The sequence below is a fragment of the Spirilliplanes yamanashiensis genome (assembly GCF_016863475.1).
GTDB lineage: Bacteria > Actinomycetota > Actinomycetes > Mycobacteriales > Micromonosporaceae > Spirilliplanes > Spirilliplanes yamanashiensis.
In genome coordinates this window covers 77,474-99,702 of record NZ_BOOY01000034.1, presented here as the reverse complement: position 1 = coordinate 99,702, position 22,229 = coordinate 77,474, and the positions used below count along the sequence as shown (strand labels likewise).

Here is a 22,229-nt window from a genome sequence, read left to right as displayed (position 1 = left end):
GAAGTGTACGGCGTCAGCCGGTGGGCGCCGCCGCCCAGGAGGCGAGCAGGCGGAGGCGTTCCGCGGACGGCGAGCCGGGTTCGGCGGTGTACACCAGCAGCACCAGGCCCGGCTCGGCGGTGATGGCGAGCTCCTCGTACGCGAGGGTCAGCTCGCCCACGACGGGATGCTGGAACCGTTTCGTGCCGGCGCCGTGCGTCCGGACGTCGTGGCCGGCCCAGAGCCGGCGGAAGACCTCGCTGCGGGTGGACAGCTCGCCGACGAGGTCCTGCAACTCGCGGTCGTGCGGGTCGCGGCCGGCCTCGGTGCGCATGACGCCGACGCACATGGCGGCGAACCTGTCCCAGTCGGGGTAGAAGTCGCGCGACGCCGGGTCGAGGAACTGGAACCGGGCCAGGTTCGGCTGGCGCCCGCCGTCGCCGATCACGGGGGAGTAGAACGCGCGGCCGAGCGCGTTGGTGGCCAGCAGGTTCTGCTGCGGGTCCCGCACGAACGCGACCGCGTCGGTGATGGCCTCCAACGCCCACTGCAGACTCAGGCGGGACGCGGCCTTCGCGGCGCTGCGCCGCCGGGGCCGACCCGAGGGCGGGATGCCGTCCGCGGCGCGGGCGAGGTCGAACAGGTGCGCCCGCTCCGTGTCGTCGAGCTGCAACGCGCGGGCCAGGGCCTCCAGGACACCGGACGACGCCCCGGCGATCTGCCCGCGTTCGAGGCGCGCGTAGTACTCCACGCTCAGCCCGGCGACCGCGGCGACCTCGCTGCGCCGCAGGCCCGGGACGCGGCGGCTGCGCGTCGGCGGCAAGTCGACCTGCTCCGGGGTCAACCGGGCCCGGCGGGTGGTCAGGAACTCACGCACCTCAGAACGGTTGTCCATGCCCCGAGCGTAGGGCGCGCCGGCGCGGCGCGGGGCCGAGCTGGGGTGCCCTGTCAGTGCACCCCTCCGCAGGGACGGCGATCCAGCTCAGGACCGGCGATCAGCGACTCCGGGCCACGCTCGATGACAGCGCCGCCGGCCGCGACCTCGTCGCCCAGCTGCCCCTGACCATCGACATGACCGACCACGGCGCGGTCGAGAAGACCGGGCCGCTGCCCGCGCCCCTGTCCCGGGCCGGCCAGCCGGACGACGCCGACCCCGCAGTCGGGGACGTCGGGTACTACGCCCCCGGCAACGACCTCGTCCTCTACCACGGCGACCAGTCGTATTTCCCCGGCATCGTGATCCTCGGCCGGCTGGAGGTGACGCCGCAGCCCGCATCGCCGCCATGGACGGCGCGATCACCGTCACCGTCGAGCTGCCGGCCGCCGGCGCTGCCGGGCCCGATGCGGCCGATGGATAACGTGGACGGTGTGACGACAGCCGAGAACGCGGCCGACCAGGGCAGCGCCCTCCAGCCGCGCAGGTTGATACGAGACGTCGGCGTCAACGTCGTGGCCAACCTGATCGCGGCCGCGATCATCTACGTCGGCGGCGCGCTGATCGAGGTGTTCCCGCGCAACGACAGAGCGTTGTGGGCCGCCGCGACCGTCCTGCTGAGTGCTACCTGCCTGGGGCTGGCGGCACTCAGCAGCCGCTTCGGATGGGCCTGGGGCGCCGCGGTCATCGGCGGGGCGGTGGTGTTTCTCATCATCGGATTCACCACCGTCGACGACGTCGGGTGGTCGGTCTACTGGTCCATCATGTCCGCCGCCTGGCTGGCGGCGGGGGTGTGGCTGATCCGGGAGGTCCGCGACTAGACCCTCGGAGCGTGGTGGTCAGCCGATGGTGGACGTGTCGATGACGAAGCGGTAGCGGACGTCGGAGGCCAGGACGCGTTCGTAGGCGTCGTTGATGCGGTCCGCGGCGATCACCTCGACGTCCGAGACGATGCCGTGCTCGGCGCAGAAGGCGAGCATCTCCTGGGTCAGGGCGATGCCGCCGATCATCGAGCCGGTGAGGGTGCGCCGGGCGCCGAGCAGGGACGGGGCGACGGTCATGTCGCCGGGCGGGACGCCGACGTTGACCAGGGCGCCGTCCACCGTCAGCAGGCCGAGGTAGGCGTTGATGTCCAGGTCGGCGCTGACCGTGTTGATCATCAGGTCGAAGCGGCCGGCGAGCTCGTCGAAGGTGTCCGGGTCCGACGTGGCGTGGTAGTGGTCGGCGCCGAGCCGCAGGGCGTCCTCGCGCTTCTTCAGCGACTGCGACAGCACCGTGACCTCGGCGCCCATCGCGTGCGCGAGCTTGACGGCCATGTGGCCCAGGCCGCCGAGGCCGACGACGGCGACCTTCCGGCCGGGGCCCGCGCCCCAGCGGCGCAGCGGCGCGTAGGTGGTGATGCCCGCGCAGAGCAGCGGCGCGGCGGCGGCCGGGTCGAGGTTCTCCGGGACGGCCAGCACGAAGTCGGCGTCCACGACGACGTGGGTGGCGTAGCCGCCCTGGGTGGTGGTGCCGTCGACGTCCGTGGCGGCGTACGTGAAGGCGGCGCCCTTCAGGCAGTACTGCTCGTTGCCGTTGCGGCAGTGGACGCACTCGCGGCACGAGTTGACCATGCAGCCGACGCCCACCCGGTCGCCGGTGCGGTGCCGGGTGACGTCCGCGCCGACCTCGGCGACGACGCCGATGATCTCGTGGCCGGGGACGACGGGGAAGGGCTGCGGGCCCCACTCGCCGCGGACGGTGTGGATGTCGGAGTGGCAGATGCCGGCGTGCGTGATGTCGATCAGCACGTCGTTCGGGCCGACGGCGCGGCGCTCGATGGTGGTGGGCCGCAGCGGCTGCCCGGCGGCCGACGCGGCATAGGCGGGTACGCGCATGAGGACTGCTCCCTGATCCGGGCTCGCCCCCGCGAGGTCTCACGGGGGCGGACGGTGTGTCCGCATCCCAGCAAACGCGCCGGCCGGCCCCGGTGGAAGGCACTGACCATGGGTGTACTGCCGGTACACCCCTCACTGGTGACTTCCTGGCGCGGCGGGCGGCGGGTTTGCTCGGCGTGTGCCTTCACCGACCACCGCGCCGGCGCCGGCGGACGTGCCCGTCCCGGTGCGCCGCCGGGCCCGGCTCACCACCGCCCTGGTGGCCGGCGAGCTGTCGGCGACCGCCACGCAGGTGCAGCTCACGCTGACCACGTTCTTCGTCGGCATGGCGCTCGGGCAGCTCGTGGGCGGCCCGGTGTCGGACCGGCACGGCCGGCGGCGGCTGCTGGTCGCGTCGATCGCCGTCATGACCGTCGCCTCGGTGGTGTGCGCGCTCACACCGTCGATCGGCGTCATGATGGCCGCCCGCTTCGTGCAGGGCTTCGCCGGTGGCTGGGCCATGGTGATCGGCCGGGCGGTCGTCGTCGATCTCGCGCGCGGCGCCCGCCTGGTGTGGGCGCTGAACGTCATCGCGGCCGTCGGCGGCATCGCGCCGATCGTCGGGCCGCTGCTCGGCGCGGTCATCCTGCAGATGTCGCACTGGCGGGTGTCGTTCTGGGCCGTCGCCGCGATGGGGGTGGCGATGACCGTGGCCGTGCTGGTGGCCGTCCCCGAGACGCTGCCGCCGCAGCGGCGGCACGCCGGTGGGCTGCGGGCGTTCGCGGTCGCCGGGCGCCAGGTGCTGGGCAACCGCCGCTACGTCGGTTACGTGCTGGTCAGCGGGTCGGCGATGGGTGCGGTGTTCGCGTACGTGGCGACGTCGGCGTTCGTGCTGCAGTCGATGAACGGCATGTCGCCGATCGCGTACTCGGCCGACTTCGCCGCCAACGCCGCCGGCATGACGGTGGCCGCGCTGGTCGCCGCCCGGCTCGCCGGGCGCGTCGCGACCCGCCGCGTCATCGCCGTGGGCCAGGCCGCCGCCCTGCTCGCCGGGGTGGCGATGCTCGCCGGGGCGCTGTGGTGGGACACGCCGCTGCTGCTCGCGGTCGCCTGCTTCGCCGTCCTGATGACCGCGCAGGGTCTCATCGGCCCCAACGGCGGCGCGCTGGCCTCGGCCGAGGTGCCCGGGCATCCCGGCACCGGCTCGGCGGTCCTCGGCTTCGTCCAGTGGATCGCCGCCGGGATCGTCGCCCCGATCGCCGGGCTCGGCGGCGAGGACACCGCCGTGCCGATGGCCCTGCTGATGATCGCCTGCGTCGCGCTGTCGACGGCGGGCCTGCTGCTCGCCCGGCCGGGCGCCTCGGGTCGCCGCGCGTCAGCGGGGCCGTTCGGCGGACGACAGGTTCGGGGCGTGCTGGACGGACGGCCCGGCCGGCACCGGGGCGGCGTCGGCGACCATGATGCCGGCGGTCCAGGTGAGGGTGGCGGCGGTCAGGACGAGCAGGACGCGCGTCAGACGCATCGGGGGTGACTCCTCGGTGACGGGGGTCCGGCGCATGGGGGTGGGCGGCCGCCGGGACGGGGCCGCGCGCTCGGGCGCTCGGACAGTAACAGAGGGTGCCGGGCGAACCCGTCGTCCAACGTGGCCGGTGTGGCCGGGGACACGGCGGACGGTCAGCCGGCGGCGAGGCGCTGCACCTCGGCGGCGCGCGGGTTGACCAGCCAGCGGCCCGCCACGTGGACGGTCGGCACGGTCTCGTTGCCGTCGGCGACCGCGCGGACCGCGGCGGCCGCCGACGGGTCCTGCCAGATGTCGACCTCGGTGAACGGCACGCCGCGGCGGCGCAGGCCCCGGCGCAGCAGGAAGCAGTACGGGCAGCCGGGGCGGGTGTAGACGACGACGGGGTTCACGGCGCGGTCCGGGTGGCGGCGCCGCGCACGTGCGGGGTGGCGGGGCTGGTGGGTCCGGTCGGCGGGAACCGGAACCGGTGCAGCTCGTCGACGGTGAACCCGGCGGCGCGGACGGCGGCGGGGGTGTCGCGGGCGGTGTGGCAGCCGCCGAACAGGCGCGGCCACAGGGTGGCGTCGGCGAACCGCTGGGCCCGGCGCAGGCCCGGGGTGTCCGCGGCGACGTGTTCGAGGAAGCGCAGGCGCCCGCCGGGGCGAAGGACGCGGTGGATCTCGGCCAGGGCGGCGCGCTGGTCGGCGACGGAGCACAGGACCAGGCCGGCCACGGCGGCGTCGAACTCGCCGTCGGCGGCGGGCAGGTGTTCGGCGACGCCGTCGACGACCCGGACGGGGACCGGCGCGCGGCGGGCGGCGGCCGTGGCGGCGGACCGCAGCCGGGGTTCCGGCTCGACCGCGACGACCTCGGTCACCGCGGGCGGGTAGTGGGCGAACATGCGGCCGTTGCCGGCGCCGACCTCGACGACGCGGCCGGACAGGCCGGCGAGCAGCGCGTGCCGGTGCTCGGCGGCGCCGGCGCGGTCCATCGCGGCGCTCATCCGCTCGTAGACCCGGGCGAAGACCGGGTGCGACACCGACGCCATGGGACCATCCTGCGCCTCCGGCGCAACGGCCGCGCCCCGGGGTGCGTCAGGCCGGCGGGGCGGTGAGGGTGGCCAGCACGCCCGCGACGTCCAGGACCCGGCGCACGTGCCCGTGCGGCTGGGTGACGACGAACCGGCGGCCGCCGGCGTGGGCGGCGCGGTAGGTGCGCACGAGGGTGCTGATCGTCCACGAGTCGATGAACGTCACCGCGTGCAGGTCGGCCCGGACCTCCTCGGTGCCGGGGTGGTCGAGCTCGGCGGTGAGCAGCGCGGTCAGGGCCGGGTCGGCGGTCATGTCGAGCTCGCCGCTGAGGGCGACCGTCGCGGTGGCGCCGTCGCGGCAGATGCGATGGCTCCACCGCCCGTTAATGGACGTCACCGCTCGGCTCGTCGGCGGGCAACACCGTCGGCGGGGCGGGTGGCTGGGCGGTGGGCTGGGCGGTGGGCAGGGCGGTGGGCACGGCGGTGGGCAGGGCGGCGGTCGCCGGGGTGAGCGGGCCGGCCGGGGCCGGGCGGGCCGGCAGGCAGAGGGTCACGGTGGCGGTGACGCCGTCCGGGCCGTCGCTGATCAGCAGGGTGTCGGTGAGCTGCTGGGCCAGCCACAGCCCGCGCCCGCCGACGGTCAGCGGGGCCGGGCGTGAGCTGGTCGCCGGGACGGGGGCGGCGAAGCCGGGGCCGTGGTCGGTGACGTCGCAGACGAGGTTGTCGTCGTCGAGGCGCAAGTGCAGGTGGCCGCGGCCGCCGCCGTGCCGGACGGCGTTGGTGGTCAGCTCGTGGACCGCGACGACGAAGTCGTCGAGCGGGTCGCCGGTCAGACCGGCCCGGCGGGCGCAGGCCTGCACCCGGTGCCGCAGCTCGCTCACCGTCTCCGCGGTGAACGCCTCCGACAGGGCGGGCGGCGCGGGCACCGGCAGCCCGATGTCTGCCGGGCCGCCGTCGGCCGGGAAGGCGTGCTCGGGCGCGGTCACAGCGTGAAGGGTAGCCGCAGCCCAGGGCGCCCTCACAGGGGCCGGATGACGGATCGGCGACCGTGATCGCGCCGGTGGCGTGCGATGCTCGCGGGATGACGTCCGATGCCGCCCGGGCCGACGGTCTGACCGATGCCGTGCAGGCCGTCCTGCCGGCGCTGGAGCAGTGGCTGCGGTTCACCGACATGACCGGCCCGGCGCGCCGCCGGGACAGCTGGCAGGCGGTGCTCGACGTGCCGCTGCCGGACAAGGGCGCGGGCGCCGGCCCGGCCCTCGCGGAGCTGGCCGACTGGGTGGTCGCCAACGGGCTGCCGATCGGCGCGCCCGGTTTCACCGGTTTCATCACGACCGGTCCGTCGACGGTCCCGGCCGTCGCCCAGTTCGCCGCCGCGGTGGCCAGCCCGCAGCGGTACGCCGTGAGCGCGTTCAACCTGCTCGAAGGGGTGTCGCTGCGCTGGCTGGCCCAGGCGTGCGGCCTGGACCCCACGGTCGCCGGGGTCTACAGCAGCGGCGGTTCGGTGGCGAACCTGCTGGCGCTCGGGGCGGCGCGGCAGGCCGCGTTCGAACGGCTCGGCGTCGACGTGGGCCGCGACGGCCTGCCGCCGGGCGCCCGCGGGCGCATCTACGCCGGCACCGAGGCGCACCACACCATCCACCGGTCCGCCGCCGTCCTCGGCCTGGGGCGCGAGGCGGTCCGGCCGGTGCCGGTCGACGACCGCCAGCGGGTCCGGCCCGACCTGCTCGCTGGCATGATCGAGCGGGACGTCGCCGCCGGGGACGTGCCGGTCGCCGTGGTGGGGGTGGCCGGCACCACCAACACGGGCGCGATCGACCCGCTGGACGCGCTGGCCGACGTCGCCGAGCGGCACGGCGTGTGGCTGCACGTCGACGGCGCGTACGGGCTGCCCGCCGCCGGGGTCGAGGAGCTGGCCGGGCGGTTCGCCGGGGTGCGGCGGGCGCAGTCGTGGATCGTCGACCCGCACAAGTGGCTGGCCACCGGCGTGGGCTGCGCCGCCACGTTCGTGCGCGACCCCGAGCTGCTGCACCGCACGTTCACCCAGACCCCGGCGGCGTACCTGGCGATGCCCGGCAGCGGGGCGGTCGCCTCGGCGTTCGAGGACTTCGGGGTGCACTACGACGACTTGAGCGTGGAGCTGTCGGCCCCGCCGCGCGGCGTGCTCGTGTGGGCCGTGCTGCGCGAGATCGGCCGCGACGGGCTGCACGAGCGGATCCGCCGGCACGTCGCCTACGCCCGCCGCCTCACCGACCTGGCCCGCGCGCACCCCCGGCTGGAGGCGCTGACCGACCCCGAGCTGTCGGTGGCCTGCCTGCGCTACCGGCCCGCGCACCCCGTCGCCGACGCCGAGCTGGACGCCCTCAACGAGGAGCTGCTGCGCCGGCTGTGGCGGACCACCGCCCACCTGCCGTCGAGCACCGTGGTGGCCGGGCGGTTCGCGATCCGGCCCTGCTACGTCGGCGTCCGGCACACCGACGCCGACGTGACGGGCCTGGCCGCCGCCCTGGTCGAGCTGGGCGACGCGCTGGTGGCCGAGCGGGCGGCCTGACGCGTCAGGGCAGCCGGCGCCGACCCGCGAAACCCAGGTCGAGGCGGTGGTACCAGGCCAGCTCCGGCTCGCCCTCCAGCCAGCACAGCAGCACCGGCACGCCGTCCAGGTCGGCGGGGAAGTCGACCAGCAGCGGCGCCACGCCCTTCAGCTCCGCCCCGGTCTGCTGCACCGCCGTCATCAGCTCGTCGAACCGGGCCTCCGCGGCCTTGCGTTCCGGCAGCCCGCCGAGCGCCGACGGCTCGCCGCCCGCCGCCAGTGCCGCGGACAGCTCGACCACGTCGGCCCGGACGACGACCAGCTCGTCGAGCACCGGCCGCAGCCGGGCGATCTCGCGGCGCGCCTCCGCCACCGTGAACAGCCCCATGCGCGCAGAGTCTGCCAGCCGCGCCGCCGGGGGAGACGATGGGCGGATGAGAGTCGCCGTCCTCGCCGACATCCACGCCAACCTGCCGGCGCTCGACGCGGTCCTGGCCGAGGCGGAACCCCTCAGGCCCGACCGGTACGTGCTGCTCGGCGACATCGCCGGCGGGCCGATGCCCGCCGAGACCCTGGACCGGCTCGCCGCGCTGGGCGACCGGGCGGTGTGGGTGCACGGCAACGGCGAGCGCGAGCTGGTCGCCGCGTCCGACGCCGGGACCGGCGGCCTGTCGCGCCGGCACCGCGACCTGCTGGCCGGGCTGCCACTGACCGTCACGCTCGACGTCGACGGCCTCGGCCCGGTGCTGTTCTGCCACGCCACCCCGCGCCGCGACGACGAGGTCGTCCTCGTCGACTCCCCGCCCGCCCGCTGGGCGGCCGCGCTGGCCGGCGTCACGGCGCCGACGGTGGTGTGCGGGCACACCCACATGCCGTTCGACCGGCTCGCCGCCGGCCGCCGGGTCGTCAACCCCGGCAGCGTCGGCATGGCGTACGGGCCGCCCGGGGCGTACTGGGCGCTGCTGGGCCCGGTCGTCGAGCTGCGCCGCACCGCGTACGACGCCGCGGCGGCGGCCGCCCGGATCGCCGCCGCGGGGGCGCGCGCCTGGGCCGACGAGTACGTGCTGCACCCGCACGACGACGCCGAGGCGCTGGCGGCGTTCACGGCGATCGCCGCGCGGGACACCGGTCACTAGGGTCGCGGCATGACGACGATCGAGACGGCCGAGCAGATCGGCCGCAACCGGACGGTGTCGGCGGCGGCGGTGCTGCAGGGCCGGGCGCAGCTCGACGGCTACCCGTTCCACTACCTGGCCGTGACGTCCGACTCGGTCAGCTGGGCGCTGCACGCGGTCGAGCACCTGCGGCAGTACGGCTGGGAGCTGGTCAACGTGGCGCCGTTCACGACCATGAACACGCCGCACGCGTTCCTGCGCCGGGTGCCGCCTGTGGACGGGGCAACGGGGGGCGCCGCGGGCCTCTAGGATCATGCGCGACCGGGGGGAGTGGCGTGTGACTGGCGAGTACGCGAACGGGTGGCGACTGCCCACCCTGGAGCCCGCGGACGACACCGGGGCGCCCGCGCCCGCGGCGGCGCCCGGCGTCGTCACCGTCGGCATCGGAGCGGGCGGCCTGGTCGAGGACGTGCGCATCGACGAGGCGTGGCGCGGCGTGCTGACACCGGCCGGGCTCGGCGACGCGCTGCTCACCGCGTACCGCAGCGCCCTGGCCGGGTCCATCGTGGAGGCCGCGCCGGCCGGCGGGCCCGGGCCCGGCCGCGGCCCTGCGCCCCGCGACGAGCCGCCCGGGCAGTGGCTGCGCCGCATGCGCGGCGAGCTCGACGACACCGCGCGGCGGCTCGCCGCGGCCGCGCTGCCCGCCGCCGACGGCGGCGAGCGGTCCGTGTGGGGCCCGCGGCGGCACGTGCTGCTCCTCGCCCGCGGCCGGGAGGTGCGCCGGGTGCAGGTCAACGTGCGCGGCGAGACCGGCGGCAGCGTGCTGGCCGGCGACGCGCTCGTCGCGTTCCGGGAGGTGGGCCGTGCCGGATGAGTCCACGGTCGAGGTCGTCACCGCGGCCCTCGACACCGAGCGCCGCAAGTGGGTCGCGCTCGCCGACGACCTGAGCGCCGTGCAGAAGAACGTCGACCGGCTGACGCTGGACGTCACCGCGTTCTTCTGCGGCGACCCGACCTCGATGTCGCTCGCGCCCACGTACGAGAAGTTCCGCGCCTACCTGGCCGCCCGGCTCGCCGAGGGCCGGGCCGAGTTCGGCGAGATCGCCGGCGCCCTGCAGCGGATCGCCGACGACTACGACGGCAGCGACAGCGTGTCGGCCGCGCGGCTGGACAGCTACTACGGGCGGTTCGACCTGCCCGGCGAGGTGGAGGGCTGATGGCGCCGCCGCAGGCAGCCGAGATCGACGAGGCGCGCGAGCTGTTCGACCGGGCCGTCGCCGAGGTGCGCGCCGGGGTCGGCCTGGTCGTCGACAACTTCACCCGGCTCGTCGACAACCTCAACGACCACCGCTGGCTCGTCGCGGCGGGCGGCCTGCTCACGGTCGCCGGCTGGGAGTGGGCCAAGGGCAAGATCGACGAGCTGCGCGCCGGCGTGGTCGAGCTGCTCGACAAGGCGCAGTACGCGCTGGACCACTCCACGCCGATCATCTCGCTGATCCTCACCAGCTTCGACTGGGTGTCCGGCGTGTACGGTCCCGCCTCCGACATCGCCGGCCGGGTGCCCGTGAAGGCAGACCACCTCCTCTACTGGAAGGGCGAGGCCGCCGACGCGTACGCCGCGAAGCTGTCCGCCCAGGCGGCCGCCGCCGGCGACGTCGCGGCGAAGGCCGACGCCGTCAGCACCTGGCTGTTCACCGTGGTCAAGGCCAACGTGGAGTATCTGGTGACGATGGGCGGCTACATCTCCATCCTCGCCGGCGACCTGGCCGCGGCCGCCATCGACGCGGCGAGCGTGGCGGGCTTCCTGGAGGCCATCGGCAAGTGCGGCAGCATGCTGGGCCGGGTCATCGAGAAGGGCCTCAACGACCTGATGAACCTCAGCAAGCGCCTCGTCGACCAGCTGAAGAACGTGCGCGACATCGAGGCCATGGTCACCGGCAAGGAGAAGATGCCGGGCGGTCACTGGCCACAGGCCGTCGGCGCCCTCTGACGCCGCGACGGGGTTCGCGCGGCGCGGAACCGGCGCCCGGCGCGGGCCGTCGAACGACCCGGAGGTGAGCGCGATGCGCGGGGGACGGGTTGCGGCGGTGCTGGCGGTGGCCGTGCTGGCCGGGTGCGGCGGGCAGGGTGGGGCGCCGGTCGCCGCCCCCGACACGACGGAGCAGGTGCGGGCGCAGGCGCGGGCGGCGCTGACCCGGTACGACGAGGCGGTCGCGCGGGCCGGTGAGCCGCGGCGGTTCATCCCCGTCGAGCAGCTGACCGGGCTGCGCGGCAGCACCGACGAGAAGTCCGGCGGTCTCGGCGCGGGGCTGGCGGTGGCGACCGGGCCGTTGCCGGGGGCGCCCGCCGCCACCGGGCGGGTGCGCTGGGCCGACGGCAGCACCGAGGCCGTGCCGCTGATCGGGGCGGGGGAGGCGCTGGCGCAGATGTCCGCCCAGGGCGCCGTGGACTGCGCCGGCTGCACCCCGGCCCGCGTCACCGGCGCCCGCCTGGTCCAGGTGGACATCGGCACCACGCGCGGGCGGGCGACCGCCCCGGCGTGGGAGTTCACCGTGGAGGGCGCCGACGCGCGGCTCACCCGCGTCGCCGTCGGCCCGGCCCGCACCGTCGTCGTGACGCCGCCGTCCTGGGACCCGTACGACACCCCCGCCGGGATCGGCGTCGAGTCGGCCACCACCACCGCGGCCGGGACCGAGCTGACCGTGTCGCTCGTCGGCTCCCGCGGCCCGGCGAGCGAGCCGTGCGGCGCCGACTACGCCGCCGAGGCCGTCGAGTCCGCGGCCGCCGTCGTCGTCATCGTCCACGAGACGCGGCACAGCGCCGACGACGTCTGCCCCGCCATCGGGCATGCGCGTACCGCCGTGGCCCGGCTCGCGCGGCCGCTCGGGGAGCGGTCCGTGCTGGAGGTCCGGGAGGGACGGCCCGTGCCCGTGACGATCACGCGCTGAGGCGCTACGGTTACGCATCCCGCGCGGCGGGGGAGAAAAACCCGTTGTCCGCGGGCCGCGCCGTGAACCCCCGGCATCGGCCGAACGGATGATGCCGGCCGTTCGGAATGCGCGGTCGAAATCTTCTTTAGATCGCCCGTAAATCAGTTTCAAATATGTCGCGCGAAATGGAATCCGCGGGCAACGCCTCTTACCGTCTTCTTGCCCTGTCCGGACGCCGGCCGAGAAACGGCCGGCGCGGTGGCACGGGGTGCCGGAAACGGCGCCAGAAGAGGTGTTCCGCATGCACAGGCCGACCCGCCAGTCCGCCGCCGGTTCGCACCGCCGCAGGCCCCGCCGCCTGCTCGCCGCGGTCGCCGCAGCCGGCGTGTTCGCAGCCCTCATCGGGGTCACGCAGATCTCCAGCGCCGAGGACTCACCCGGCGCGCAACAGCAGCGCACGCCCGTCAAGCGCAACGGGCTCGACGTCCTCGCCGACAGCTGCGAGGGTACCCGGCTCGCCGCGCACGACGGATTCCAGAACGGGGACCGCTGCGTCTCCACCGAATTCGGCGAGGTCGGCGCCGCCGAGAACAATCCGACGCTGATCATCGCCGACGCGCCGAAGTCCGTCCGCGCCGGCCAGCCGTTCCGGCTGAAGATCAGCACCCGCAACCTGGTGCGCGACCGCTTCCTCGCGGCCGGCAAGGGCGGGTACTACGTGGAGAGCTCCCTGCTCACCGACGACGGCCTGGTGCGCGGCCACTTCCACACCGCGTGCCGCATGCTGCAGAGCACCCGGGTGGCGGCCGACCCGGCCCCCGCGCCCGCCTTCTTCGTGGCCACCGAGGACGGCAGCGGCGGCCGTACCCCCGACACCGTGACGATCGAGGTGCCCGGCCTGCCGGACACGGGCATCGCCCAGTGCGCGGCGTGGGCCGGCGACGGCTCGCACCGGGTGCCGATGATGCAGCGGGCCAACCAGACCCCGGCCCTGGACGCGGTCCGGATCAAGGTCCGCGCGGCGGACCGGCCTCCGGCGCAGGAGGAACCGGACCGGCCGGACACCCCGCAGCCGGGCCAGCCGCAGCCGGGCCAGCCGCAGCCGGGGCAGCCGCAGCCCGGCGAGCCGGACCCGCAGCAGCCGCGGCCCGGTAAGCCGCAGCCCGGTAAGCCGCAGCCCGGGCAGCCGGGGGAGCCCGACCAGCCCGGGCAGCCTGGGCAGCCGGACCAGCCCGGGGAGCCGGCGGAGCCCGCCAAGCCCGCCCGGCCGGTGAAGACCGCGAAGCCCGCCGTGCCGAACGCCGCGCCCGTCTCCGCCGCGCCCACCGCCGCGCCCGCGACCACACCCACCCGGGCGCCGAAGCCCGCCCGCAGCACCGCCGCCCCGGCGCAGGAGCCCGAGGCGGCTGCCGCGGAGCCCACCCGCGCTCCGAAGAAGGCGAAGCCGCGGGCGTCGGCGACCGAGGAGGCGGAGGCTGCTGCCGACGCCGGTGACGGTGGTGGGGAGCCGGCCGCGCAGCCCGTCGCCGCGCCCGCCCCGGTCGCCGAGGGTGCGCTGGCCAAGACCGGCGTGAACACCGTCCCGGGCATCGCGCTCGGTGCGATCCTGCTGCTGTCCGGCGCGGTGCTGTTCGCGTCCATGCGGCGGCGCCGACCGTAAGCCGACTGACCGGTTCCCGGGCCCGCACGGACGCGTTACCGTGCGGGCCCGGTGCCGTGCAGGACCCTGCCGGCCGGGTCGGGAGGCGGACATGGCGGCGGTCGGCGCATCGGCGGCGCGCGCGGCGCTCTGGGCGGTCGTGCTGGTGAACGTGGTGGTCGTGGAGATCCTGTTCGTCGCCGGCGGCGCCGGGAAGAACGACGTGCTCACGGTCGGCAAGTTCCTGGGCGTGCACGCCGCGCTGCTGATGATGGTGCAGCTGCTGCTGGTGGCCCGGGTGCCGTGGCTGGACCGGCGCCTCGGCATGGACCGGCTCACCGCGTGGCACCGCTGGGTCGGGTTCTCGCTGCTGTGGGCGGTCGTGCTGCACGCCACCGTCGTGGTCCTCGGCTACGCCACGCTCGACGGCGCGCCCGTGCTGCGCACGTTCTTCGCCCTGGCCGGCGTGGTGGCGTCGCTGCTCGGCATGGCCGCCGCGGCGGTCGTCGTCACGGTGGCGGTGCTGTCGACGCGGTGGGCGCGCCGGCGGCTGTCGTACGAGACGTGGCACGCGCTGCACACCCTGCTCTACCTGGCGCTCGCCCTGGCGCTGGCGCACCAGTTCCTGGAGACGACCACGTTCACGGCGAACGCGTGGGCGGCCGCGTACTGGTGGGGGTTGTGGATCCTGACCGTGGGGGCGTTCGTGGGCGGGCGGTTCGTGCTGCCGCTGTGGCGCAACGCGTACCACCGGTTCCGGGTCTCCGCGGTCGTGCCGGAGTCGGACACCGTGGTGTCCGTGCACGTCACCGGCCGGCACCTGGACCGGCTGCCGGCCCGGGCCGGGCAGTTCTTCATCTGGCGGTTCCCCGGTCACAACCGGTGGTGGCAGGCCAACCCGTTCTCCCTGTCGGCGGCGCCCGACGGGCGCAGCCTGCGGCTCACCGCGAAGGCCGCCGGGACGACCAGCGCCGGGCTGCGCGCGATGCCGGTCGGCACGCGGGTGTTCGCGGAGGGACCGTACGGGGCGTTCACCGCCCTGCAGCGCACCCGCGACGCCGCCCTGCTCGTCGCGGGCGGGGTGGGGGTCACGCCGATCCGCGCCCTGCTGGAGGAGGCCGCGGGCGACGTGGTCGTGCTGTACCGGGTGCAGACCGAGGCGGACGCCGTCCTGCTGGCCGAACTGCGCGACCTGGCCGCCGGCCGGGGCGCGCAGCTGCACCTGCTGACCGGGCGCACCAGCGAGGGCGCCCGGCCGTTCGACCCGGCGAACCTCGCCCGGCTCGTGCCCGATCTGACCGGACGTGACGTCTTCGTCTGCGGGCCGCCCGCCATGACCGCGGCGGTGCTGCGCAGCCTGCGGGCGCTGCGGGTGCCGGCCCGGCAGGTCCACGCCGAGCGGTTCAGCCTGGCCTGAGCCGAAGTTTCTGTGGTTTCTCGCCCCGCCCATCGGGCACAGTGACACCCATGACTTCCGAGGCGGGCCGCGTCGGCGACAGGTACAGGCTGATCGAGCGGCTCGGCACCGGCGGCATGTCCGTCGTGTGGCGGGCCCAGGACGAGGTGCTCGGACGGCACGTCGCCGTGAAACTTCTGGCTCCGCGGCTGGCCGGTGACGACGCCTTCCGCGACCGGCTGCGCGCCGAGGCGATGGCCGCCGCCCAGCTGTGCCACCCGCACGTCACCGGCGTGTACGACTACGGCGAGATCAGCGGCGACGCCCCGTACCTGATCATGGAGCTGGTCGAGGGCGAGACCCTGGCCGACCGGCTGCGCCGCGAGGGCACGCTGCCCGCGGCGGACGCGATCACCGCCGCCGCCCAGGTGGCGGCTGCCCTCGCCGCCGCCCACGCCCGCGGGCTCGTGCACCGCGACATCAGCCCCGCCAACGTCATGCTCACCGCCGGCGGGGCGAAGGTCCTCGACTTCGGTATCGCCGCCGCCGTCGGCCGCCGGGACCCCACGCCGCTGATCGGCACGCCCGCGTACCTCGCGCCGGAGCGCCTCACCGGCGGCTCCGTCTCGCCGGCCGCCGACGTGTACGCCCTCGGCATCCTGCTCCAGCGCAGCATCACCGGCCGCCTGCCGTGGGCGGCCGAGACCACGGGTGACCTACTCGAGGCCCACCTGCACCGCGAGCCGGAACCGCTACCGGCCGGGCTGGACGTCCCGCCGCGGGTGGCCGCCCTGATCACCGCCTGCCTGGCCAAGCGGCCGGCCGACCGCCCGGACGCGGCGGCGGCGGCCCGCACCCTCGCCGCGGCGGCCGGGCTCAGCCTGCCGATCCCGGCGGCGGCCGGGCCGGGCGCGCAGCCTGTGGAGTCCGGCGCCGCTGCTGGGCGGGACGGCGGTGCGGGGTCGGTGGCTGCCGCGTCGGTGGTGCGGGCGGTGTCGTCGGTGCGGGCCGTCTCGGCGGTGCCTTCGTCGGCGAAGGTCGCGGGCGCAGCGGCGGCGGCGGGTGCCGCGGGCGGCGCCGCAGCGGGTGCCGCGGGCGGCGCGGCGGCGGGTGCCGCGGGTGGGGCGGCCGTGAAGGCCGCGACGGCCGCCACCGACGCGCCCGTGGATGGAGCCGCGGTGACAGACAAAGCCGCGCTTGTGAACAAAGCAGCAGTGACAGACAAAGCCGCACTTGTGGACAAAGCGGCGGTGACGGACAAATCCGCCTCAGTGGACAGAGCCGCGGCGGGGGACGGAGCCGTGCCGGGCGGGGGAGTCGTGTCGGGCGGCGGAGCTGCGAGTGCCGGCCGGGTGACGGACGGTGCCGGTCGGCGGCGCCGGCGGGCGCGGGTCGCCGTGGCCGCCGCCGGGCTGCTCGCCGCGGGTGGTGTCACCTGGGCGGCGCTGGAGCAGGGCCGGCCGCTGACCTCCGCGACCGGGCCGGGCGCCGGTGGGGCCGGGGCGGCCGCGTGCGCGATCGACTACGTGGTGACCAGCGACTCCGGTGCGGAGTTCGGCGCGCGCCTCGGGGTGACCAACCGGGGCGGCGAGCCCGCGCACGGGTGGCAGCTCGCGTTCACGTTCCCCGGTGACGAGCGGGTGCTGCCCGGCGACGGGTACTGGGCCGAGCAGACCGGGCGGCGCGTCGTGCTGCATCCGGCGGGCGCGGCGCCGCTCGCGCCGGGCGCCACGGCGCAGGTGCGGCTGCGCGGCAGCTCGGCCGCCGCGAACGGCACGCCAGCGGACTTCACGCTCAACGGCGCCGCGTGCGCAGTGACGCCGGCGCCCGAGCGCACCACGCTGGCCGAGGGCACCGGCCCGGCCGCGCCGGAGGCGACGACGACGGGCCCGGTCACCGACAAGGAGGGCAACAAGGCGCAGGCCGGCGCCGGGGACGGCGCGGCCGCGGGCGGCACCTCCTCGGGCGGTTCGGGCGCGGCGGAGTCGGGCGGCGGCAGCGGATCGGGCGGCACGTCGAACTCGGGCGGCGGGTCCAGCTCCGGCGGCGGAAACTCCGGCGGCGGCAGCACGGGCGGTGGCAGCACGGGCGGCGGTAGCACCGGGGGTGGCAGCACGGGCGGTGGGAGCACCGGCGGTGGCAGCACCGGTGGCGGCAGCACGGGTGGTGGCAGCACCGGTGGCGGGAGCACCGGCGGTGGCAGCACCGGCGGCGGGGACGACGGCGGCGTGCTGCCGGACCTGCCGCTGCCGGACCTGCCGATCGTGCCGGACCCGCTCTGACCGGTAGCCGGTGAGGGCGGCCGGGGGCGGCCGGGGGCGGCTGGGCGCGAGCGGCAAGGGGCGTGCAAGCGGCGGGCAAGTGTGCGGCAACGGCCCGCGTGCACGGTGGTGCGGTAACCCACTCATCGCACCGGAAAGAGCATCCCGTGAGCGCGTTCGACGTGCCCGTCGCGGCCGGCTCGGTGGCGACCGCCGTGTTCGCGGTCAGCACGCTGCCCATGCTGGTCAAGGCCTACCAGACCAAGGATGTCGCGTCCTACAGCCTCGGTCACATCGCCCTCGGCAACGTGGGCAACGTCCTGTACACCGTCTACGTGCTGGGCCTGCCGGCCGGCCCGATCTACGCGCTGCACGCGTTCCACACGGTCAGCACGGCGCTGATGCTGTTCTGGTACGTGCGGTACGCGCTGCTGCCGGGCCGGCGCGGCGGGCGGTCAGCCGTACATGCGGACCCACGCGGTACTCAGGCCGCCCTGCTTGACCCAGGCGACGTCGTCCACGTCGACGACGTCCACGCGGTCGCCGGCCAGGGTCAGCGACCGGGCCCGGCCGGGCAGCACCGTCACCCAGGCGGCGCTGAGGCCGCCCTGCTTGACCAGTGCGGAGCGGTTGTGTAGCAGCACCCCGACGCGGTCGCCGGCCAGGGCGAGCTGGTCGACGCCGGTGTGCACCTTGACCCAGGCGGCGCTGAGGCCGCCGTCCTTGACCCAGGCGTTGCCGTCGGCGTCGACGACGCCGATGCGGTCGCCGGCGAGGACCAGCCGGCGCATGCCGGTGTGGACGGTGACCCAGGCGGCGCTGAGGCCGCCCTGCTTGACCAGTGCGGTGCCGTCGCGCAGCACGCCGACCCGGTCGCCGTCCAGCGCGAGCTGGTCGACGCCGGTGTGCACCCGCACCCAGGCGGCGCTGAGGCCGCCGTCCTTGACCCAGGCGTTGCCGTCGGCGTCGACGACGCCGATGCGGTCGCCGGCCAGCACCAGCTGGCGCATGCCGGTGTGGACGGTGACCCAGGCGGCGCTGAGGCCGCCCTGCTTGACCAGCGCGGTGCCGTCGGCGAGCAGGACGCCGATGCGGTCGCCGGACAGCGCGACCTGGGTGACGTTCACGTGCTCGCGGACCCAGGCGGTGCTCAGCCCGCCCTCCTTGACGACGGCGTCGAAGCCGCCGGTGAGCACGCCGACGCGGGTGCCGGTGAGCGTGAGCTGCTGCACCGCCGGGGCGGCCGCGTGCTGGCGCAGCCACGGGCCGAGGTCGTCGAGGCGGGTCCCGACGGTGCCGCGGCGGGTCTCGGTGGCGGGCGTGCCGAGGCAGCCGCCCTGCCAGGACGTGGAGTGCAGGGCCACGACCTGGGTGCCGCGCAGCGCGGGGCCGCCCGCGTCGCCGCGGCACAGGGCGCCGGCGCCGTCGGCGGGGGCGATGTCGAGGGTGCCGGCGGCGACCGCGCCGACCTGGAAGGTGGCGGTGTGCGCGCCGGTGGGCACCCACGTGTCGGCGGTGCGGCCGTAGCCGGCGACGGTCAGCTCGTCGCCGGGCGCGGGCGGCGTCGTGGCCACCGTCGCGACCGGGACGCCGAGGGCCGGCCGGTCGAGGCGGGCCAGCGTCAGGTCGCGGTCCGGGTGTGGCGTGAGGCGGTCGACGGTGAAGCGCCGCCCGTCGACCGTGACGGCGGACCCGGCGGCGGGCGCGCCGGCGCCGAAGCAGGACTTGGCGGTGGCGACCCACCACGGCGACAGCAGCACGCCCGTGCAGGCCGCCCGGCCCGCGCCGATGTCCACCCGGGTCAGGTACCGCAGGCCGTCGGCGTCGGTGGCGGGCCGGCCCTGGGCGACCGCGAGGGCGGCGCCGCCGAGCAGGAGGGTGGCGGCCGCTCCGGCGGCCGCGGACAGCATGATTCGTCGTCTGTTCATCGATTCCGTTCCCCCGTGTGACCGGGGCCCAACGTAGCAATCGACGGCCGTCCACGCTGTCCCGTGCGGGGGCGGTCAGGCGGGCCCGGTGGAGTCGCGCACGACGAGTTCGGTGGCCAGCTCGACGTGCAGGGCCTCCAGCGAGTGCCGGCCGAGCTGCCGTTCCAGCAGGGTGACGGCCATCCGGCCCATCTCCTGCAGCGGCTGGCGGACGGTGGTCAGGGCGGGCCGGGTGGCGCGGCTGAGGTCGATGTCGTCGAAGCCGGCGACGGACAGGTCGCCCGGGACGCGCAGGCCGCGCTCGGCGGCGGCGCGCAGGGCGCCCACGGCCACCTTGTCGTTGAAGCCGACCAGGGCGGTGGGCCGGTCGGGGCCGTCGAGCAGGTCGGCGGCGGCGCCGTGGCCCTCCTCGACGGTGGGCCGCACGTACCGCACGAGGGCGGGGTCGCCGAGGACGCCGGCGTCGGCGAGGGCGGCGGCGTGCCCGGCGAGGCGGGCGTCGCTGGCCAGCCACTCGCTCGGGCCGGCGATGACGCCGATGCGGCGGTGGCCGAGGGCGGTCAGGTGGGCGGTGAGCGCGCGGGCGCCGGCGGCGTGCGCGGCGGACACGGCGACCATGTCGCGCGGCGGGGGCGTGCGCGGGTCGACGACCACGAGGGGCCGGCGGCGGGCGTGCAGCGTGGCCAGGTCGGCGGCGGGCTCGGGCGGCAGGACGAGGATGGTGCCGCCGATGTCGCCGCCGCGGGCGGGCAGGCGGTCGAGCAGGCCGGTGCGCTGCGCGGCCTGCCCGGCGTCGAGGACGAGGCGGCGGCCGTGCAGGTCGAGGGTCTCGGCGATGGACGACACGATCAGGCCGAAGTAGTCGGTGAGCAGGTACGGGCAGCGCACCAGGATGGGGCCGGCCGGCGGGGCGGCCGGCGCGCGGCGCGGGCCGGGGGCGCGGGCGCCGAGGCGTTCGACGGCGCGCTCGACGAGCGCCCGGGTCTGCGGGGCCACGTTGCCGTGCCGGTTGAGCACCCGGGACACGGTGGCGATGGAGACCCCGGTGGCCGCGGCGACGTCCCGGACCGTCGCCCTTGTTACATCGCCGTGTTTCACTCCGCCCCCTTGACATCGAGGTTTCACGCTTGTTTCCTGGCCGTGAGCGCATCCGTATTGTTACACAACGTTTCAGCAGGGGGCAGCGATGAGAGCACTGCTGGCGGCCGGCACCGCCGCCGTCCTGACGCTCGGCGGCGCGCAGGCCGCGCAGGCCGGCCCGCAGGCGCACCCGCGCCCGGCGCAGGCCCGCGTCTGGGTCACCACCGTCGACCGGGCCGAGCTGCTGCACGAGCGGGCGCCCGTGGCCTTCGGCGCCGCCGCCGCGCCCGCCGCCGTGCCGACGATCACCGTCGACCCCAGCCGCCGCTACCAGAGCATCGACGGCTTCGGCGCCGCCCTGACCGACTCGGCCGCCAGCGTGCTGTACCGGCTCACCCCCGCCGAGCGGGACCGCACCATGCGCTCGCTGTTCGACCCGCGCACCGGCATCGGCGTCAGCTTCCTGCGCCAGCCCGTCGGCTCGTCCGACTTCACCGCCGAGGCCGCCCACTACACCTACGACGACGTGCCGGCCGGGCAGACCGACTTCCCGCTGCGCCGGTTCAGCATCGCCCACGACCGGCAGCAGATCCTGCCGCTGCTGCGCCGGGCGAAGCAGCTCAACCCGCGGCTCACCGTCATGGCGTCGCCGTGGAGCCCGCCCGCCTGGATGAAGACCGGCGACTCGCTCGTCGGCGGCCGGCTCAAGGACGACCCGCGCATCTACGACGCCTACGCCCGCTACCTGGTGAAGTTCGTGCAGGCGTACGCCGCGGAGGGCGTACCCATCGATCTGCTGACCGTGCAGAACGAGCCGCAGAACCGGCGGCCCGGCGGTTACCCCGGCACGGACCTGCCCGTCGCCCAGCAGGCGAAGGTGATCGAGGCGCTCGGGCCGCTGCTGCGCCGCGCCAGCCCGCGCACCAAGATCATCGGGTACGACCACAACTGGGCGACCCACCCCGACGACGTCGCCTCCACCCCGCCCGGCGCCGACCCGGAGACCGACTACCCGTACGCGCTGCTGGAGACCCCGGCCGCCCGCTGGCTCGCCGGCACCGCGTTCCACTGCTACTACGGCGACCCGAGCGCCCAGACCGCCCTGCACGAGGCGCACCCGGACAAGGGCATCTGGTTCACCGAGTGCTCCGGCTCGCACGGCGCCGGCGACCCGCCCGCGAAGATCTTCCGCGACACGCTGACCTGGCACGCCCGCAACGTCGTCATCGGCACCACCCGCAACTGGGCGAAGTCCGTGGCGAACTGGAACATCGCGCTGGACAGCGCCGACGGCCCGCACCTGGGCGGCTGCGAGACCTGCACCGGCCTGGTCACCGTGCAGCCCGACGGCAGCGTCACCACCGCCGCCGAGTACTACACGATCGGTCACCTGGCGAAGTTCGCCCGGCCCGGGGCGGTGCGCATCGCCAGCACCTCGTTCGGCACCACCGGCTGGAACGGCCAGATCCAGGACGTCGCGTTCCGCAACCCCGACGGCTCCACCGCCCTGGTCGTGCACAACCAGAACGACGACCCGCGCACGTTCGCCGTCGCGGCGGGGCAGCGCCGCTTCGAGTACACGCTGCCCGGCGGCGCCCTGGCCACGTTCACCTGGCCGCGCTCGCCGGAGCTGGAGCCGCGGCACCGGCTGCTGGACCTCGACGGCGCCACCGCCACCGCCCAGCCGGCCGGCGAGGGCGCGGCCCTGGCCGTCGACGGCGACGCGTCCACCCGCTGGTCCAGCGGGGCCGCGCAGGAGCCCGGCCAGCAGCTCACCGTCGACCTCGGCGCGGCCCGCACGTTCCGGCGGGTGGCGATCGACAGCGGCGGCGACGCCGGCGACTACGCCCGCGGCTGGCGGCTGGAGGTCAGCGGCGACGGCGCCGCCTGGCGCACCGTCGCCCAGGGGCAGGGCGCCGGCCCGCTGACCGTCGCCGACCTGCGGCCGACCCGGGCGCGGTACCTGCGCGTCACGTCCACCGCGGCGGCGGGCAACTGGTGGAGCGTCGCGGACGTGCGCCTGTACGCCTGACCGGGCGATACTGCTCAG

22 protein-coding genes are annotated in these 22,229 nt (G+C 76.1%); 13 read left to right on the top strand and 9 right to left on the bottom strand.

Going from position 1 to position 22,229, the window contains the following annotated elements; translation table 11 throughout:
• Positions 1 to 13: 13 nt before the first annotated feature.
• Positions 14 to 874 (bottom strand): helix-turn-helix transcriptional regulator, encoded by an 861-nt coding sequence (locus tag Sya03_RS24640; protein WP_203940780.1) that lies wholly within the window; start codon positions 872 to 874, stop codon positions 14 to 16.
• Positions 875 to 930: 56 nt separating this feature from the next.
• Between Sya03_RS24640 and Sya03_RS24635 the strand changes: the two genes are divergently transcribed.
• A complete protein-coding gene (locus Sya03_RS24635) occupies positions 931 to 1,734 on the top strand; it encodes a cyclophilin-like fold protein (RefSeq protein ID WP_203940779.1) in 804 nt (267 codons plus the stop codon).
• 18 nt (positions 1,735 to 1,752) lie between these two features.
• On the opposite strand, the gene Sya03_RS24630 is transcribed toward Sya03_RS24635, so the two are convergent.
• Entirely contained in the window at positions 1,753 to 2,790 is a 1,038-nt protein-coding gene (locus Sya03_RS24630) for an NAD(P)-dependent alcohol dehydrogenase (protein ID WP_203940778.1), read from the bottom strand.
• A 178-nt stretch (positions 2,791 to 2,968) separates the two neighbouring features.
• Between Sya03_RS24630 and Sya03_RS24625 the strand changes: the two genes are divergently transcribed.
• On the top strand, positions 2,969 to 4,300 hold the full coding sequence (locus tag Sya03_RS24625; protein WP_203940777.1) for a multidrug effflux MFS transporter: 1,332 nt from the start codon (positions 2,969 to 2,971) through the stop codon (positions 4,298 to 4,300).
• Positions 4,301 to 4,443: 143 nt separating this feature from the next.
• On the opposite strand, the gene Sya03_RS24620 is transcribed toward Sya03_RS24625, so the two are convergent.
• The 4 genes from Sya03_RS24620 to Sya03_RS24605 are packed head-to-tail and all read right to left on the bottom strand — an operon-like array spanning position 4,444 to position 6,286.
• On the bottom strand, positions 4,444 to 4,680 hold the full coding sequence (locus Sya03_RS24620; protein WP_203940776.1) for a glutaredoxin domain-containing protein: 237 nt from the start codon (positions 4,678 to 4,680) through the stop codon (positions 4,444 to 4,446).
• Positions 4,677 to 5,318 (bottom strand): class I SAM-dependent methyltransferase, encoded by a 642-nt coding sequence (locus Sya03_RS24615; RefSeq protein WP_203940775.1) that lies wholly within the window; start codon positions 5,316 to 5,318, stop codon positions 4,677 to 4,679. The genes Sya03_RS24620 and Sya03_RS24615 overlap by 4 nt, the downstream gene beginning before the upstream one ends.
• Positions 5,319 to 5,364: 46 nt before the next feature.
• Positions 5,365 to 5,697, bottom strand: a complete 333-nt coding sequence (locus Sya03_RS24610) for an STAS domain-containing protein (protein ID WP_239107809.1) — start codon at positions 5,695 to 5,697, stop codon at positions 5,365 to 5,367.
• On the bottom strand, positions 5,684 to 6,286 hold the full coding sequence (locus Sya03_RS24605) for an ATP-binding protein (protein ID WP_239107808.1): 603 nt from the start codon (positions 6,284 to 6,286) through the stop codon (positions 5,684 to 5,686). The genes Sya03_RS24610 and Sya03_RS24605 overlap by 14 nt, the downstream gene beginning before the upstream one ends.
• A 95-nt stretch (positions 6,287 to 6,381) precedes the next feature.
• Here Sya03_RS24605 and Sya03_RS24600 point away from each other — a divergent pair, with 95 nt between their 5' ends.
• Positions 6,382 to 7,851, top strand: a complete 1,470-nt coding sequence (locus tag Sya03_RS24600; RefSeq protein WP_203940774.1) for a pyridoxal phosphate-dependent decarboxylase family protein — start codon at positions 6,382 to 6,384, stop codon at positions 7,849 to 7,851.
• Between the two features lie 4 nt (positions 7,852 to 7,855).
• On the opposite strand, the gene Sya03_RS24595 is transcribed toward Sya03_RS24600, so the two are convergent.
• Positions 7,856 to 8,218: a DUF2203 domain-containing protein gene (locus tag Sya03_RS24595; protein ID WP_203940773.1), complete on the bottom strand. Its 363-nt coding sequence runs from the start codon at positions 8,216 to 8,218 to the stop codon at positions 7,856 to 7,858.
• A 46-nt stretch (positions 8,219 to 8,264) separates the two neighbouring features.
• Here Sya03_RS24595 and Sya03_RS24590 point away from each other — a divergent pair, with 46 nt between their 5' ends.
• The 9 genes from Sya03_RS24590 to Sya03_RS31755 all read left to right on the top strand — a co-directional run bounded on the left by Sya03_RS24590 (position 8,265) and on the right by Sya03_RS31755 (position 17,192).
• Entirely contained in the window at positions 8,265 to 8,966 is a 702-nt protein-coding gene (locus Sya03_RS24590) for a metallophosphoesterase family protein (RefSeq protein ID WP_203940772.1), read from the top strand.
• A gap of 9 nt (positions 8,967 to 8,975) precedes the next feature.
• Positions 8,976 to 9,254 carry a transcriptional regulator gene (locus tag Sya03_RS24585; RefSeq protein WP_203940771.1) on the top strand — a complete coding sequence of 93 codons (279 nt, stop codon included), beginning with the start codon at positions 8,976 to 8,978 and terminating at the stop codon, positions 9,252 to 9,254.
• Between the two features lie 28 nt (positions 9,255 to 9,282).
• The gene (locus Sya03_RS24580) at positions 9,283 to 9,819 is read left to right on the top strand and encodes a hypothetical protein (RefSeq protein WP_203940770.1); all 537 of its coding nucleotides are present in this window, start codon (positions 9,283 to 9,285) and stop codon (positions 9,817 to 9,819) included.
• Positions 9,809 to 10,162: a hypothetical protein gene (locus Sya03_RS24575; protein WP_203940769.1), complete on the top strand. Its 354-nt coding sequence runs from the start codon at positions 9,809 to 9,811 to the stop codon at positions 10,160 to 10,162. Before Sya03_RS24580 ends, Sya03_RS24575 begins: the two co-directional genes overlap by 11 nt.
• Positions 10,162 to 10,935 carry a hypothetical protein gene (locus tag Sya03_RS24570; protein WP_203940768.1) on the top strand — a complete coding sequence of 258 codons (774 nt, stop codon included), beginning with the start codon at positions 10,162 to 10,164 and terminating at the stop codon, positions 10,933 to 10,935. The genes Sya03_RS24575 and Sya03_RS24570 overlap by 1 nt, the downstream gene beginning before the upstream one ends.
• 73 nt (positions 10,936 to 11,008) lie before the next feature.
• Positions 11,009 to 11,893, top strand: coding sequence for a hypothetical protein (locus Sya03_RS24565; RefSeq protein WP_203940767.1), 885 nt, complete (start codon positions 11,009 to 11,011; stop codon positions 11,891 to 11,893).
• A 283-nt stretch (positions 11,894 to 12,176) separates the two neighbouring features.
• The gene (locus Sya03_RS31760) at positions 12,177 to 13,535 is read left to right on the top strand and encodes an LPXTG cell wall anchor domain-containing protein (RefSeq protein ID WP_306892183.1); all 1,359 of its coding nucleotides are present in this window, start codon (positions 12,177 to 12,179) and stop codon (positions 13,533 to 13,535) included.
• Positions 13,536 to 13,626: 91 nt separating this feature from the next.
• Positions 13,627 to 14,931 (top strand): ferredoxin reductase family protein, encoded by a 1,305-nt coding sequence (locus Sya03_RS24555; RefSeq protein WP_203940766.1) that lies wholly within the window; start codon positions 13,627 to 13,629, stop codon positions 14,929 to 14,931.
• 50 nt (positions 14,932 to 14,981) lie between these two features.
• Complete coding sequence (locus Sya03_RS31755; RefSeq protein ID WP_203940765.1) at positions 14,982 to 17,192, top strand: serine/threonine-protein kinase; 2,211 nt, start codon at positions 14,982 to 14,984, stop codon at positions 17,190 to 17,192.
• Positions 17,193 to 17,626: 434 nt separating this feature from the next.
• On the opposite strand, the gene Sya03_RS24545 is transcribed toward Sya03_RS31755, so the two are convergent.
• Positions 17,627 to 19,099 (bottom strand): S1 family peptidase, encoded by a 1,473-nt coding sequence (locus Sya03_RS24545; RefSeq protein ID WP_203940764.1) that lies wholly within the window; start codon positions 19,097 to 19,099, stop codon positions 17,627 to 17,629.
• Positions 19,100 to 19,174: 75 nt separating this feature from the next.
• The gene (locus Sya03_RS24540) at positions 19,175 to 20,197 is read right to left on the bottom strand and encodes a LacI family DNA-binding transcriptional regulator (protein WP_203940763.1); all 1,023 of its coding nucleotides are present in this window, start codon (positions 20,195 to 20,197) and stop codon (positions 19,175 to 19,177) included.
• Between the two features lie 88 nt (positions 20,198 to 20,285).
• On the opposite strand from Sya03_RS24540, the gene Sya03_RS24535 reads away from it, so the two are divergent.
• Entirely contained in the window at positions 20,286 to 22,211 is a 1,926-nt protein-coding gene (locus Sya03_RS24535) for a discoidin domain-containing protein (protein ID WP_203940762.1), read from the top strand.
• The last annotated feature ends 18 nt before the right edge of the window (positions 22,212 to 22,229 follow it).

Coding starts and splice junctions, on each gene's coding strand:
- Sya03_RS24545 (WP_203940764.1), bottom strand. CDS start 19,099: ATGAACAGACGACGAATCATGCTGTCCGCGGCCGCCGGAGCGGCCGCC.
- Sya03_RS24565 (WP_203940767.1), top strand. CDS start 11,009: ATGCGCGGGGGACGGGTTGCGGCGGTGCTGGCGGTGGCCGTGCTGGCC.
- Sya03_RS31760 (WP_306892183.1), top strand. CDS start 12,177: ATGCACAGGCCGACCCGCCAGTCCGCCGCCGGTTCGCACCGCCGCAGG.
- Sya03_RS24590 (WP_203940772.1), top strand. CDS start 8,265: ATGAGAGTCGCCGTCCTCGCCGACATCCACGCCAACCTGCCGGCGCTC.
- Sya03_RS24600 (WP_203940774.1), top strand. CDS start 6,382: ATGACGTCCGATGCCGCCCGGGCCGACGGTCTGACCGATGCCGTGCAG.
- Sya03_RS24630 (WP_203940778.1), bottom strand. CDS start 2,790: ATGCGCGTACCCGCCTATGCCGCGTCGGCCGCCGGGCAGCCGCTGCGG.
- Sya03_RS24570 (WP_203940768.1), top strand. CDS start 10,162: ATGGCGCCGCCGCAGGCAGCCGAGATCGACGAGGCGCGCGAGCTGTTC.
- Sya03_RS24535 (WP_203940762.1), top strand. CDS start 20,286: ATGAGAGCACTGCTGGCGGCCGGCACCGCCGCCGTCCTGACGCTCGGC.
- Sya03_RS24640 (WP_203940780.1), bottom strand. CDS start 874: ATGGACAACCGTTCTGAGGTGCGTGAGTTCCTGACCACCCGCCGGGCC.
- Sya03_RS24555 (WP_203940766.1), top strand. CDS start 13,627: ATGGCGGCGGTCGGCGCATCGGCGGCGCGCGCGGCGCTCTGGGCGGTC.
- Sya03_RS24585 (WP_203940771.1), top strand. CDS start 8,976: ATGACGACGATCGAGACGGCCGAGCAGATCGGCCGCAACCGGACGGTG.
- Sya03_RS31755 (WP_203940765.1), top strand. CDS start 14,982: ATGACTTCCGAGGCGGGCCGCGTCGGCGACAGGTACAGGCTGATCGAG.
- Sya03_RS24595 (WP_203940773.1), bottom strand. CDS start 8,218: ATGGGGCTGTTCACGGTGGCGGAGGCGCGCCGCGAGATCGCCCGGCTG.
- Sya03_RS24615 (WP_203940775.1), bottom strand. CDS start 5,318: ATGGCGTCGGTGTCGCACCCGGTCTTCGCCCGGGTCTACGAGCGGATG.